Here is a 14,586-nt window from a genome sequence, read left to right as displayed (position 1 = left end):
CGCTTGGAAGCTCTTCGGCGCCTGTCATGAGGCCACATCTCACGACCTTATCGCCGACGACCCATCCGCAATCCACCCAAGCCAGCCGTAGAACGGACAGACAGGTCCCGCCCCAACACCGCCGTGAGAAGCAGTTTTTGTCGGGCTCGAAAGCCGACATAGGAACATGGCTCCACCAATCCTAAGGGAGGCTGGAGTGTGACATCGCGCCACAAACGATGCGATGAGACGCTACGCCAAGACTTCCGAGCGCAACAGTAGAATCCCTTCATATGCGTCTGTCGCGCATCGTGCTAATGCCTCTCGAAATATTTAATTAAGAGGGGGAAAATACAATGGCTAACTCGGTAAGCAAAGGGCTGAAGTTCGAATATTTCGACGCGGCCTTGAACGTTGCAAATCTAGCCGTCAACTTGGTCTCGCTGATTCCTGGTGTCGAACTCCCTAAAGAATTGACCCAGATCTTCGGTGGCGCAGACACGGATCCGACCGTGGAACGCCTGGATGAAATGAGCGAGCAGCTCGATCAGATCGTCGAGCTGAACAAAAAGGTACTTGCGGCAGTCGATGAAGTTAGGAACGATATCGATCGAAATATTCTATCAAATATCAAGTCCGACGTAAGCGATGCTAAAACTTACGTCCATCAGTACCTAACAACAAGCGATCCTGAACTGGCAAACAGCTACCTGTTTGAGGCGGAAAGACTCTCGACATCTGCGGTCACACGGGCAAAGAACTATCTTTTGGATAGCAATGCCGATGCCGCCATTGCCGTTCCGGCGCTGCTATCCGCAATTACCACTCGAATTGCCGTCATTCGCGAGATCGGCGATGGGGCAACGTCCAGCGCACAATATAAAGAGACATTGCAGACGGCAATTGAATCGCTGTCCACGGGTATCGAAAAGTTCGAAGAGTCCGCTCAGAACAATATGCCGGCGAAGCTCGATGTGTATGAGAGGCAATCCGGTGATTTCACGCAAGTATGGATCAGGGTTTCCTACGAGCCGGCGTCCGGATCGATTTTTCAGGCCGAAATATTCGCAGGGGACAAGGGGACTGCATCGGTACAGCAGATGCTCGATGCGACAACCCTCATTTACGCCAATGGATCTCAATCCCTAAGAGAAGTGACTGATTATAGTGCCATCAAGGATCTATACATAAGGCGCGCACCTGTAGAGCAAACAACAAAACCGAACTTTCTGACTGATTTCAATAAATTAGAAGAAGATACCTTCAACAATTATTTCAGAGAAGCAAGAGGCATTGAAAAGCTCGAAAAAGCTGCCGCTGCCCTGCTGAGCTTGACGCAAGGTCAGCATATCAAGGGTACGAACAACGACGACACCAATCTTCGGGCTGATTCGAGCCTCGATGTGATCACCACCAAATGGGGTGAGAAGTTGCTCGCCCCTCACACGCTTGAGGGCCTGAAAGGCAACGACACCCTCTTCGGCGGCCAAGGCGGCGACACGCTCCGGGGCGGCGGCGGCGGGATCGTCTACAGCGCAGAGGGCGACGGCAACGATACCCTTCACGGCAACGGCGGCGACGACATCCTGATCGGCGGCACGGGCAACGACCGGCTCGACGGCGGCGTCGGCGACGACCGTATGGACGGCGGCGACGGCGTCGACATCGCGAGCTACAAATCGGCGAAGGCCGGCGTGATCGTGTCCCTCGATGAGCAGGACTGGCAGGCGGTCGTCCCAGAAAAGACGATCGTGTTTCAACCAGACCCTTTCCCCTCCGAGGGGGGAGTCATCATCACCCCCCCTCCCATCATAACAACGATCCCGGCGGAAAAGGACCGCCTCCTGAACATCGAGAACCTCGAAGGCAGCGAGTTCAGCGATCGGCTCACGGGTGACGAAGGGAAAAACGTCATCCTCGGTTTGGCCGGCAACGACATCGTCAACGGCGGTAGGGGCGCGGACCGGATGGCGGGCGGCGTCGGCAACGACACCTACGTGGTCGACAACGCCGGGGATGTCGTCGTCGAGGCGGCCAATGCCGGCACAGACACTGTCCGCTCGTCCGTCAGCGTCACGTTAGCGGCCAATGTCGAGAACCTGACACTCACCGGCACCGCCGCCATCAACGGCACCGGTAACGCGCTGGCCAACACGATCCTGGGCAATGGCGGCGCCAACATCCTCGACGGCAAGGCTGGAGCCGACACGCTTCAGGGGCTCGGCGGCAACGATATCTACTATGTCGACACTGCCGACGACCGCGTGTTCGAGGTGGCGGGTGGGGGTACCGACCGGGTGTTGACGAGCATCAGCTACGCGCTCGGAGCCGGTCAGGAGATCGAGCGGCTCGACACGACGAGTGCGGCCGGCACCACCGCGATCAAGCTCAGCGGCAACGAACTTGCCAACACCCTGGTGGGCAATGCGGGTGCCAACACCCTCGACGGTGGCGCTGGCGCTGACCTGCTCTATGGCCGCGCCGGCAACGACACCTACCTCGTCGACACTGCGGGCGACCGCGTGTTCGAGGTGGCGGATGGCGGCATCGACCGGGTGTTGACGAGCATCAGCTACGTGCTCGGAGCCGGTCAGGAGATCGAGCGGCTCGGCACGACGAGTGAGGCCGGCACCACCGCGATCAAGCTCAGTGGCAACGAACTTGCCAACACCCTGGTGGGCAATGCGGGTGCCAACACCCTCGACGGTGGCGCTGGCGCTGACCTGCTCTATGGCCGCGCCGGCAACGACACCTACCTCGTCGACACTGCGGGCGACCGTGTGTTCGAGGTGGCGGATGGCGGCACCGACCGGGTGTTGACGAACATCAGCTACGTGCTCGGAGCCGGTCAGGAGATCGAGCGGCTCGACACGACGAGTGCGGCCGGCACCACCGCGATCAATCTCAGTGGCAACGAACTTGCCAACACCCTGGTGGGCAATGCGGGTGCCAACACCCTCAACGGTGGCGCTGGCGCTGATCTACTCTATGGCCGCGCCGGCAACGACACCTTCGTGTTCTCGACGGCCTTAGGTTCGAGCAACATCGACCGCCTCACCGATTTCGCGGTGGCGGATGACACGATCCAGTTGGCGCGGGGCGTGTTCTCCGCCCTCTCGGCGGGTGGCCTCGCGTCGAGCGCCTTCAAGGATCTCGGCAATACCGGCGCCGTGGTCGATTCCAACGACCGCATCCTCTACAACCACGACACCGGTGCGCTCTCCTACGACGCCGATGGTAGCGGCACGGCCAAGACGGCCATCCAGTTCGCCGTCATCGACACCAAGGTCACGCTGACCCACGCCGACTTCCTGGTGGCGTAAGCCCGTGACACGCCCTGGCCGGACACTTTGCGTTCGGCCAGGGCTTCTTGATACTCAGGGCTCTGGGCCACCTACGCAACATATCGCCGTGGGTGGCCTGCCAGCACGTCGCATGCCCCTCATAGGAACGGGTCGCCGTCGGCCGGGATGGGTTCTCCGCTCTCGGGCCCTCATAAGCACTTGGCCGTCTTGTCACGGCACCTCACCTCAGGCGTGGTGTAGCAAGCGGCGCGAGCCCTAGCGGATCGGCGGACAGGGGACGGTGCAGAACGTCTGGACGTAGCTGGGCGAGACGTGAGGACCTCATCGGGGTCGGCTCCTCAGATCGGTGCCGGCGTCTCCCGCTCATTGATCTATGCTTTCAAGTGGGAGTCCGACGAAGCCTTGGATGATGCCCGCCAAGGGCGTTCCTCGCCCAAAGCAGACTGGCAAAAGTCCACCCTTCCCGGACGTTGAGCGATGGGGACCAAGCGTCGGATTTCCACCACCAGGAATCGGAACGGGAGCCTGGGGGCGATCTTTCAGGACGACCTTTCAAACGGAGATATTGACCGGCAGGCGCCGCGACTTTGACATCGGACACCGGCTCGTGTCATCGGGCCGCGATGACGATGCGAGACCTTCCCCCCGGTGAAGGCCCCCTTGGCACGGGCTCCGGCGGGGAACGGCGGGTCGACCTTGGCCGTTGGCAAAGGCATCGCTTCTGTGCGGGCGCGCGATCCGATCCCGCATCGGGCCATCCTGCATCGAGCATGGCGACGAAGAGAGGGTGGCAGTGAGTGTCCTCGTGAACGGCGGCGAGTGCGGCGCGCTGATCGAGGCCGCGGATTGGTCTGCGACGCCCCTCGGACCCTTCGAGTCCTGGCCTGTTTCCCTCCGCACGCTGACGGCGATGATGGTCGCCTCGCGCCAGCCCATGTTCATCACCTGGGGGCCGTCGCGGATCGTCCTCTACAACGACGCCTATGCGCTGCTGCTCGGCCACAAGCACCCGGACGCGATGGGGCGTCCCATCGCGGAGGTCTGGTCGGAGATCTGGAGCGACCTCGCGCCCATCGTCGCCGATGCCTATGCGGGACTCTCTATCCAGATGGACGATGTCTCCTTCGTCATGGAACGCAACGGCTTTCCGGAGGAGACGCATTTCGCCTTCTCCTACACGCCGGTGCGAGAAGAGGACGGCTCCGTCGCGGGTTTCTTCTGCGCCTGCACCGAGACGACCGGCCGGGTCGGCGCCGAGACCCGGCTGCGCGAGAGCGAGGCCGAGGTGCGGGGCGTCCTCGACGGGATGGGCGAGGGCTTCCTCCTGCTCGACCGCGATTTCCGTGTCCGCCGCATCAACGCCGAGGGCCTGCGCCTCGACGGCCGCCCCTCCGAGGCGATCCTCGGCCGTCACCTCCTCGACGTGTGGCCGGATGCCGAGCGGATGCCGACCTGGCCGCTCTACCGCCGCGCCATGGCCGAGCGGGCCTCGGCCGAACTCACCTACCGCCATACCTCGACTCAGCAGGACATCTGGATCGAGGTGCGGGTCTACCCGTCGGGAAGCGGCCTCTCGGTCTTCTACCGCGACATCAGCGAGCGCAGGGCGTCCGAAGAGGCCCTGCGCGAACGTGAGGAGCGCCTGCGCCTCGTGATGGAGGGCGCGCGCGACCACGTCGTCTTCACCATGAACCCGCAGGGCGTCATCACGAGCTGGTCGGCGGGTGCCGTCGAGGTTCTCGGCTGGAGCGTCGCCGATGCGCTCGGCCGTCACGGTTCGATGATCTTCACGCAGGAGGACCGGGCGAAGGGGATCGATGCCGGGGAGATCTCCAGGGCCGTCGAGACCGGCCGCGCCGATGCCGAGCGCTGGCACCAGCGTTCGGACGGGACGCGCGTGTTCCTCGCCGGCTCCCTCCACCGGCTGCCGCCGGACCTGCAGGGCCGCTCGCCCGGCTTCCTTCGGATCGCCCGGGACGAGACCCAGCGCAGGGCGCAGGCCGAAGCGCTGACGGAGAGCGAGGCGCGGTTCCGCAACATGGCGGACCACGCCCCCGTGATGATGTGGGTCACGATTCCCGACGGGTCCTGCATCTACCTCAACCGGCGCTGGTACGAGTTCACCGGGCAGACCGAGGCGGAGGCCCTCGGCCTCGGCTGGACCAAGGCGACGCATCCCGACGACGAGGGGCTGGCGGCGGACACCTTCCTGTCCGCCAATGCTTCGCATGAGCCCTTCCGGGTCGAGTATCGCCTGCGCCGGGCCGACGGCACCTATCGCTGGGCCATCGATGCGGCGACCCCGCGCTTCGGCACGGAGGGCGAATTCCTCGGCTATGTCGGCTCGGTCATCGACATCGACGAGCGCCGGGAGGCGGAGGAGCGCCTGCGCCAGAGCGAAGGGCGGTTCCAGGCCATCGCCGATTCCATCGACCATATGGTGTGGTCGACCCTGCCGGACGGGCACCACGATTACTTCAATCAACGCTGGTACGACTATACCGGCGTCCCGGCGGGCTCCACCGACGGCGCGGGCTGGAACGGCCTCTTCCACCCCGACGACCAGGACAAGGCCTGGACGGTGTGGCGCCATAGCCTGGAGACGGGCGAGCCCTACCATATCGAGTATCGCCTGCGGCACCGGTCGGGCCAGTACCGCTGGGTGCTGGGGCGGGCGCAGCCCGTGCGCGACGGCGGCGGCCGGATCGTGCGCTGGTTCGGCACCTGCACCGAGATCCAGGACATCGTCGAGGCGCGCGACGTGCTGGCCCGCTCGCGGGCGGAGCTCGAACGCGAGATCGCCGAGCGCATCCAGGAACGCGTGCGGATCTGGACGCTGATCCCCGACCTGCTGATGTCGGGCACCCTGGGCGGCCAGTTCCTCAGCGTGAACCCGGCCTGGAGCGAGATGCTCGGCTACGACGAGGCGACCCTGCTGGCGACGCCGTTCTGGCAGATCATCCACCCGGATTTCCTCGATGTCAGCGCCGGGATCGTCGAGGCGATGCGCCAGGGCCGCACCATGCGGCACCAGAACCAGATCCGCACGGCGGCCGGCGAGTATCGCTGGTTCGATTGGGTCAGCGCGCCGGTGGGCGACGTCTTCTACGCGGTGGCCCGCGACATCACCGAGGAGAAGGCCCGCGAGGCCGCTCTCGCCCAGACCCAGGAGGCCCTGCGCCAGTCCCAGAAGATGGAGGCGGTGGGCCAGCTCACCGGCGGCATCGCCCACGACTTCAACAACCTGCTCACCGGCATTTCGGGCAGTCTCGAATTGCTGCAGACCCGCATGGCGCAGGGGCGCCTGACCGAACTCGACCGCTACATCAACGCCGCGCAGGGCGCCTCGCGCCGGGCGGCGGCCCTGACCCATCGGCTGCTGGCCTTCTCGCGTCGCCAGACGCTGGACCCGAAGCCCACCAACGTGAACGCCCTGGTCTCGGGGATGGAGGAACTGATCCGCCGCACGGTCGGGCCGGCGGTGACGATCGAGGTGGTCGGCGCAGCGGGCCTGTGGCCGGCTTTGGTGGACCCCAACCAGCTCGAGAACGCGCTGCTGAACCTCTGCATCAACGCGCGCGACGCCATGCCGGATGGCGGCCGCCTCACCATCGAGACCGCCAACAAATGGCTCGACGGGCATGCCGCCCGCGAACGCAACCTCGAACCGGGCCAGTATCTCTCCCTCTGCGTCAGCGACAACGGCACCGGCATGACGCCGGAGGTGATCGCCCGCGCCTTCGATCCGTTCTTCACGACGAAGCCGCTGGGCGAGGGCACCGGCCTCGGCCTGTCGATGATCTACGGCTTCGTGCGGCAATCGGGCGGCGAGGTGCGGATCTATTCCGAACTCGGCGAGGGCACGACCATGTGCCTCTACCTGCCGCGCCATTACGGCGAAGCCTCCGAGGTGGACGAGGCCGGCGCCTTCGCCGCCGCGCCGCGCGCGCAACGGGGCGAGACCGTGCTCATCGTCGATGACGAGCCCACCGTGCGCATGCTCGTGACCGAGGTGCTCGAAGAGCTCGGCTACACCGCCATCGAGGCGGCCGACGGCGCCTCCGGCCTCAAGGTGCTGCAATCGGACGTGCGCATCGACCTCCTCGTCACCGATGTCGGCCTGCCCGGCGGCATGAACGGCCGCCAGATGGCCGACGCGGCGCGGGTGGCGCGGCCCGACCTCAAGATCCTGTTCATCACCGGCTATGCCGAGAACGCCGTGGTCGGCAACGGGCATCTCGAGCCCGGCATGCAGGTGCTGACCAAGCCCTTCGTGATGGAAGCGCTGGCCGGCCGGATCAAGGACATGATCGCCTCCGGGTAGGGGTGAATTCGGCACCCGAACCCTCGTCTCCCTTCTGTGCGGCCCGACGCGAGGGTGGCGTTCTTCACCCGCCCGCGGGAGACCGGCTTCTCGCTCGGGAGCGGTTTATCCAGAGGAATCCGGACCGAGCTATAACTGTATTATAAATTATGCAAATCATATCAATCTATAAAATTTTCAGATTGAATCTGTCCTTCGGATATTGAGATAGCAGAACTTCATTATACGTTGGATTGCGACTTCGATCCTAATGATTCTACGTCTGGGTATCAGCAATCCGTCAACACGGAAGCCAGGACGCTCGATTTCGGCCCTGGCGCGCTGATTGATGGATATGAGGAGTTCGAGAACATCCTCGGCAGTGCGTCCGACGATGTCCTTTACGGAACCGTCGGCGCCAATACGCTGAACGGCAATGGCGGTTCCGACGAATTGTACGGTCGGGATGGCAATGATCGCCTCGTCATCAGCAGTTCGCCCGTGATGGTGGATGGTGGCGAGGGGACGGACCTGCTCTTCGTAAACAAAGGCAGTGCCGTCGCCCTGACCGACGCTTCGTTCACCGGCTTGGCCAGCATCGAGAGGGTCTATGTCCGCGATGGGGCGGCCCTCAGCATGACGGGCGTCGATATCGGTGCGAAGATCTATTCGCAGAGCTTGGCCGTTGGCGGCTCCACGATCACCGGCACGGACGGAGCCGACCGCATCGTGGCTGGAAAGGGCAGCGACGACATCACCGGCGGCAAGGGCGGCGATTCCCTCTTCGACGGCGCGGGCGCCGACACCTTCGAGTTCGTCTCGGGCGATGGCCGCGATGTCATCCGCAAGTTCGATGTGACCGAGGATGTGCTTCACATCGGTGTCATCACGGGCAGCATGGATGACGTGAAGATCGGATCGTTCCACGGCGAGGCCAACACGATCATCACCTTCACGGGTGACACCGGAGCCTCGAACAAGATCATCCTGCCTTCCGTCACGGCCGATTCCGTGACGGAAGGCAGCTTCATCTTCTGACGCCTGCGCCGTCCTCCGGCCTGCCCGGTCGCGTGATCCCCTCGCGATCGGGCAGGCGGGTCGAGCGTGCCCCTACTGCGAGCGGCGCGACAGCGACACGGCATAGGCCGGTGAGCGAATCGCGAACATCGGGTCGTCGGCCGGGCCGGCGATGCCGGCGGGGAGGTCCACCACCGGATCGAACGTGGCCGCGTCGCAGGTGGCGGCGGGCTCGAGAGCCGTGATCGCGAGGGTGCCGAGCGTCGTGCTCTTGCGGCTGTCTTCGGGCCACAAAGCGGTCGGGTCGGCGGTGGGGTCGCCGGCCTCGCCGTGGATCGCCACCAGGGAGAAGGTAGCCGGCCCCTTGGCGAGGCGGTCCTTCAACTCATCGGCATAGAAGCTGTCGGGCTTGGCCTTGAGGTCGTCTTCGCTCAGGCCGAGCTGTCCCGCATCCGCGACGGTCTTCAGCTTCACCACCCGCGCCTCGCCCTTGGCGTTCGTCAGCGTATAGGCATGGACGCCCCAGTAATCGACGCCGGCATAGCTCGCCGGAACCGGGCGGGCGTTGAGCCAGGCCGCCTGTTTCGTGGTCTCCGGATTGGCGGCGGCGAAAGCCTTGACCTTCTCGGCATCGGGTTTGCCGTCGGGCCCGGGCGCGCGGACGGAGACGAAATCGAACAGCTGCTGGGGCGTGCGCGCCGAGAAGACCGGCGCGGAAATGATGACGAGGACGAGGTCGCCCGCCGGGTCGCGCAGGCGCATGGCGAAGCCCCGCGTCACCGGCTTGGCCTTGTCCGACACGTTCGGATTGCTGCCGCCCATCGAGAATCGCGCCGTCACCGGCACGGTCTTGGCGAAATGCGGTGCCTTGGACAGCCCCGCCGCCTCGGCCGAGGGCGTGAACTGCCCGGTGAGGCAGACGCCTTTGGCGCCGCTGGCCCGCACTCCGGGCTTGTTGCCGCCGGCTACGAACTGGCCGTTGACGATGGCGGCGGCATCCGCCTCCTCGGCTTGAACCGGAGAGGCGAGGGCGAGCGCCATGGCGCAGCCGGTGGCGACGATCGTAGATTTCATGGCGCTGTTTCCCCCGTCGCCCGGCTCGCATCGGCATGGGCCGGCAAAACTCGATGGCGCACAATCGAATTATAATATGTACAGGGTAACGGCGGCGTGACAAGCGCCAGCGTGGCGGATTTCAGGCCTCGGCCTCGGCCCGGACCCGGTGGAACACCTCCAGATGCGCCGGCTCCGGCGGGGTGCCCCGCACGCGCGCGAAGGCGAGGCGGAAGAGGTCTTCCGGGTCGCGCTCGGACAGGCGCACCAGCGGCGCCGCGTCGACGGCCTCCGCCACCGGATCGGCCGCCGCCGTCACGCGGGTATCGACGATGCGGACGGGGAAGCCTTCGGCGATCCGGTCCACCTCCGCGCGGTGGCCCGGCCCCAGCCCCTCGCGGGCGAGGCGGACCTGGATATAGGGCCGCTCCTCCATCGGCAGGGCCGGGTCGAGGCCCAGCGCCTTGAGATGGTCGCCGAGTTCGGAGAGCCGCATGTCTCCGCGCGGCGGCAGGCGCAGGAACGGAACCGGGCGCGGGATCGGGATGTGTTCCACCCGGGCCGGTCCATCGCCGAGGGTGACGAGGCTCACCCCATGCGCGTAGGGCTGCTCGGTGGCCGAGAGCGGGATCAGCGAGCCGGAATACCGCACCATCCCGCCACCGATGGTCTGGGCCTTGTGGAGATGGCCCAGCGCCACGTAATCGGCCTCCACCGGGAACACGTCGGGCGGCACGGCATGTTCGCCTCCGACCAGGATGCGGCGCTCGGCCCCCTCAGATTCGGTCCCCCCGGCCACGTGCAGATGCCCGGTGAGGAGAAGCGGCAGGCCGGAGAGATGCGGCGTCGCCGCCTCCATCACCTGGGCGTAGAGGGCCCGCACGGCCCGGACGATGGGCGAACCCTCCTCCCGGCGTAGGGGCGGCAGGCAGGCGGCGGTGGGATAGGACACGGCCAGGATCTGCGCCGCCACATCGCCGTTCCTGAAGATCGGCACGAGATGACGCTCGATGGACAGGGCGCCGTCGCGGCGGCGGACATTGCCGATGACCCGAACCCCGATGGCCTCGAGGATCGGGCTCGGCGCTTCGAGGCGCCCGGCCGCATCGTGATTGCCGGCGGTGAGGACGATGGTCATGGAAGGGCGCGCCCGGTGCAGGCGCACCAGCACCTCGTAGAGCAGCGCCTGCGCCTCGCCCGACGGGTTCTGACTGTCGTAGACGTCGCCCGCCACCACGAGGGCGTCGACCTCGTGGCCGACGACGATGGCTTCGAGATGGGCCAGCGCCCTCGCATGCTCGTGGGTGCGCGAATAGCCGCGCAGTGACTGCCCGATATGCCAGTCGCCCGTATGCAGCACGCGGATCACGTCATCGCCTCCAACTCGCCCGGACATCGTCTGTGCGGCGAGGAGGCTTGTAGCGCGCCGCCGCCACCGGTCCTACCCGGCGGCCCGCCTCCGCTTGTCGGAAAGACGCTTAACGGCAGACCGTCACGTTCTTGACCACCCAGCCTTCGCCCGCCTGCCACAGTTTGCGGCGGCTGCGACCGCAGCGGAGTTCGTCCGGCTCGGCCGATGTCCAGGTGACGCCGGGCGCTTCCGTCGAGGTGGTTTCGGCGGCCTCCTTGGCGAGGGATCCGGTGGCGACGGGCGCAGGCTTCGTCTTCACCGTGTTGGCCTTCACCGTCCGCGACCTTTTGGCGGTTTTCGTCCGGGAGGCTCCGGCTTTGGCGGAGTCGACGGCCTTGGCCGCCGGCGACGAGAGAGCGGGCTTCGGACCCGCGAAAGCGGGGTTCTCCCCCGCGAGTGTCAGCCCAAGGGCGAGCGTCAGGACCGACGCGCCGAGGCGTGCGAAAGAAGAGATCGGCACAGGATTCGTCCGTCTTCCAAAGATGTGATGGTGTTGAAATGCAGCGCCTTATGTCGATGCGGACGGATATTTTTGCAATCGCAAGGATCGATGAAATCGGACATCTCCCGCATATTCTCGCGGCATGATGAAAGGTCGGTGGATTCTCCCTTCCCAGACCGTGCCGCCGGTCCGATCGTACCGCAATGCTGATGAGCGACGGCCCGGCGTGACGGCGGCCCCTGGTCTTGCTAAGTCACCGCCCAATCTTGGCTTTAGTCCTCGCGCCCTGGCGAGCGGCCCATCTTTGAGTACCTCATGTCCGAACGCCCCCTCATCGAGCGCCCCACTCTTCCCTTCAGCCGGCGGACCCTGCTGAGCGGCGCCGGCGCGACCCTGGTCCTGGCCGGTTCACCGCTCGCCGCTCTGGCCCAGGTCCGTGGCCGCCTCGCCATCGAATCCGACGACGGATACGGCCCCTATGACGACGACCGTCTCTACCGGGACGAGGCCGGACGGCTCTATCGCCGCCGTGGCGGTCGCTACGAGCCCTATCGTGAGCGCGCCACCGCTCCGCGTTTCGAGGACGACCCCGATTCGGATCCCTATGCCGATCCGAATGCCCGCCGCCGTGCCGAGCAGCCGCCGGCGAACCAGGGCAACCCCGTCTCGCGTCCGGTGGATAATGGGCCGATCGACTACGCCCGGGCCTATGCGGCGATCACCGACGAGCCTTTCCCGGTGCATGCCTTCAACTGGCGCAAGGCGAACCCGAACTTCCTGCGCCAGGAGATCGCCTATACGGGCGCGGAGCCTCCGGGCACCATCGTGGTCGATCCGCGCGCGCACCACCTCACCCTGGTTCAGCCCAACGGGCGGGCGCGACGCTACGGCGTCGGCGTCGGCAAGCAGGGCTTCTCCTGGTCCGGCGTCTCGACGGTGAATTCCAAGCAGATGTGGCCGGATTGGTATCCGCCCAAGGAGATGATCGCCCGGACGCCCAAGCTCGCCCGGTCGGTGACCCAGCTCCAGAGCGGCCTCGGCGTGCCCGGCGGCTCCCGCAACCCGCTCGGTGCGCGGGCGCATTACCTCTGGCAGGACAACAAGGACACGCTCTACCGCATCCACGGCACCCTGGAGCCCGAATCCATCGGTCTCAGCGTCTCGTCCGGCTGCATCCGCATGATCAACCAGGACGTGATCGACCTCTACGGCCGCGTCGAGATCGGCACGCGGGTCGTCGTGCTGACCTGAGGTCGCTTGGCCCCGGCGGGCATGGCCCGCCGGATTCCACCGCGGCGCCGGCATTCGGGGCCGTGTGAGTGTCACGACAGCGCGAGCGTCACCGTGCCGGGCTCGGGAATCGGAACTTCCCTCGCCTCTCTGGCTTCTTCCCGTCACAGGGTGTGCGCTGAGCGCCGCCCACGATCGGAATTCAACCGGAGTTATGACGTCATGGCAAAGAGTTTGAGCGGGCGTACGCGTGTCGATGGGGATCGCCTGAACACCCCGACCGATCTCGCCCCCGAGGCGACGAAGAAGATCGCCGAGGGCCTGACCGTGCTGCTGTCGGACCTCTTCGCCTTGTACGTGAAGACGAAGAACTTCCACTGGCACGTGAGCGGCCCTAACTTTCGCGACTATCACCTGATGCTCGACGAGCAGTCGCAGCAGATCTTCGCCATCATCGACGATGTCGGCGAGCGCGCCCGCAAGATCGGCGGCACGACCCTGCGGTCGCTGGGTCAGGCCTCGCGGCTGTCCCGCGTCGAGGACAACGACGCCGAGTATGTCAGCCCGCTCGAAATGCTGGCCGAGCTGCGCGACGACAACAAGACTCTCACCGCCAACATGCGTGAGCTTCACGAGGTGACGGACGAGGCCAAGGACGTTTCCACCACCAGCCTGCTGGAAGAGTGGATCAACCAGTCCGAAGAGCGGACATGGTTCCTCTACGAGGCGACCCGCAATGCCACCGAGGGCGGCCACTAATCTTCACCGTCTCCGTATCGAGACATGAAAAAAGGCCCCGCATCGAAGGATGCGGGGCCTTTTTCCGATTGTCTCCAGCAGGTGGCCGGAGCGGCGACAGCCTCACAAGGCGAGGGTGATCTCGCCTTCGCGGACGGCGCGCTCGGCTCCGCCGGCCTTGATCCGGTAGAACGGCTCGCCGGTCTGGTCCTCGGGAACGAGGCGGACGATCTCGAAGACGTCGGTCGGATCGGCCTTGAGGTCGGCATAGCCGATGCGCTCGCGGCGCACGCGCTGCCCGAGCTTGAATTTATGGGCCATGAGATATGCCTTTCTGAGCGGACGCAAACGGTTCTGCGTCCTCGGACGGGTATTCGTGGTCGCGCGTCGCCTTGCCGGAAGGCACAGGACCGAACATCGGCCTGCCTTGCGGAAAAGGACGAGATGGGCGGCAACCCCGTCCGGAGATGCCACCCTGCGCTCGAACCCACACGAAGGACCGAGCCAACCCATTGACCGTCGCTGCCCCGATCATGCCGGAGCGGCCACGACATCGAAGCCGGATAGCGCCATCATCGAACGCCATGTTCGGTAAAGCCGTCCGGTAGTTCGTTCCGAAACATCGGCTCTCGCAGGGCGGAATCCGCCGCGAGGCCGGAGACTTCGGAGGAGAATGCCTTACTTGCGCGCCTTCGCCTTGCGGGCGGCGTAGCGGGCATCGCGCTGCTGCTTCTGCTCGATGCGAGCGGCGGCTGCGAGGGCGATCTTCTCTTCGGCGACGCGGGCCGCTTCGATGGCCTGGCGCTCACGCTCGGCCTCGGCCTCGGCGACGGCCTGGGCGGCGGCGGCGGCGCGCTCGGCCTCGCGGGCGGCGACGCGGATCTCGCGCTCACGGGCAATGGCCTCACGCTCGGCCTTGCGGGCGAGAACCGTCGGATCGTCAGCGGCCGGCCGGTCGCGGAAACGCGCCAGGGCGGCCTGACGGGCTTCTTGCGAAGCCTTGAGGCGGTCGGTCATGGAGTTTTCGTTGAATTGGCTCACACAGAATCCTGGTCTGGGAAGCGGCCGGAAACGACCGCGGGACAGTGGACGAGGCTCCGAACCGAAC

At 65.6% G+C, this 14,586-nt stretch carries 10 protein-coding genes; 5 read left to right on the top strand and 5 right to left on the bottom strand.

Annotated elements, in window-relative coordinates; all coding sequences use genetic code 11:
* The first annotated feature begins 335 nt into the window (after positions 1-335).
* From ACYQML_RS04015 to ACYQML_RS04005, 3 genes are all read left to right on the top strand, one after another.
* Positions 336-3,302 carry a hypothetical protein gene (locus ACYQML_RS04015; protein ID WP_461234796.1) on the top strand — a complete coding sequence of 989 codons (2,967 nt, stop codon included), beginning with the start codon at positions 336-338 and terminating at the stop codon, positions 3,300-3,302.
* A 775-nt stretch (positions 3,303-4,077) separates the two neighbouring features.
* Positions 4,078-7,608, top strand: coding sequence for a hybrid sensor histidine kinase/response regulator (locus tag ACYQML_RS04010; protein WP_461234795.1), 3,531 nt, complete (start codon positions 4,078-4,080; stop codon positions 7,606-7,608).
* Positions 7,609-7,836: 228 nt separating this feature from the next.
* Positions 7,837-8,625, top strand: coding sequence for a calcium-binding protein (locus ACYQML_RS04005; protein WP_461234794.1), 789 nt, complete (start codon positions 7,837-7,839; stop codon positions 8,623-8,625).
* A 72-nt stretch (positions 8,626-8,697) separates the two neighbouring features.
* Here ACYQML_RS04005 and ACYQML_RS04000 read toward each other — a convergent pair whose 3' ends face one another.
* The 3 genes from ACYQML_RS04000 to ACYQML_RS03990 all read right to left on the bottom strand — a co-directional run bounded on the left by ACYQML_RS04000 (position 8,698) and on the right by ACYQML_RS03990 (position 11,528).
* Positions 8,698-9,678 (bottom strand): catalase family peroxidase, encoded by a 981-nt coding sequence (locus ACYQML_RS04000; RefSeq protein WP_461234793.1) that lies wholly within the window; start codon positions 9,676-9,678, stop codon positions 8,698-8,700.
* Positions 9,679-9,799: 121 nt separating this feature from the next.
* Positions 9,800-11,026 carry an exonuclease SbcCD subunit D gene (locus tag ACYQML_RS03995; protein ID WP_461234792.1) on the bottom strand — a complete coding sequence of 409 codons (1,227 nt, stop codon included), beginning with the start codon at positions 11,024-11,026 and terminating at the stop codon, positions 9,800-9,802.
* 109 nt (positions 11,027-11,135) lie between these two features.
* On the bottom strand, positions 11,136-11,528 hold the full coding sequence (locus ACYQML_RS03990) for a hypothetical protein (protein WP_461234791.1): 393 nt from the start codon (positions 11,526-11,528) through the stop codon (positions 11,136-11,138).
* 297 nt (positions 11,529-11,825) lie between these two features.
* Here ACYQML_RS03990 and ACYQML_RS03985 point away from each other — a divergent pair, with 297 nt between their 5' ends.
* Together ACYQML_RS03985 and ACYQML_RS03980 are read left to right on the top strand one after the other, a co-directional pair.
* Positions 11,826-12,761 (top strand): L,D-transpeptidase, encoded by a 936-nt coding sequence (locus ACYQML_RS03985; RefSeq protein ID WP_056422644.1) that lies wholly within the window; start codon positions 11,826-11,828, stop codon positions 12,759-12,761.
* 201 nt (positions 12,762-12,962) lie between these two features.
* Positions 12,963-13,499, top strand: coding sequence for a Dps family protein (locus ACYQML_RS03980; RefSeq protein ID WP_056422641.1), 537 nt, complete (start codon positions 12,963-12,965; stop codon positions 13,497-13,499).
* A gap of 102 nt (positions 13,500-13,601) precedes the next feature.
* Here ACYQML_RS03980 and ACYQML_RS03975 read toward each other — a convergent pair whose 3' ends face one another.
* Positions 13,602-13,799, bottom strand: a complete 198-nt coding sequence (locus tag ACYQML_RS03975) for a hypothetical protein (RefSeq protein ID WP_056422637.1) — start codon at positions 13,797-13,799, stop codon at positions 13,602-13,604.
* Between the two features lie 357 nt (positions 13,800-14,156).
* A complete protein-coding gene (locus ACYQML_RS03970; RefSeq protein WP_280136526.1) occupies positions 14,157-14,519 on the bottom strand; it encodes a DUF6481 family protein in 363 nt (120 codons plus the stop codon).
* Positions 14,520-14,586 lie beyond the last annotated feature (67 nt).

This window comes from Methylobacterium sp. CM6244 (assembly GCF_054817885.1).
Note: the sequence above shows the minus strand (reverse complement) of the source record. Positions and strands in the feature narration are given on the sequence as shown.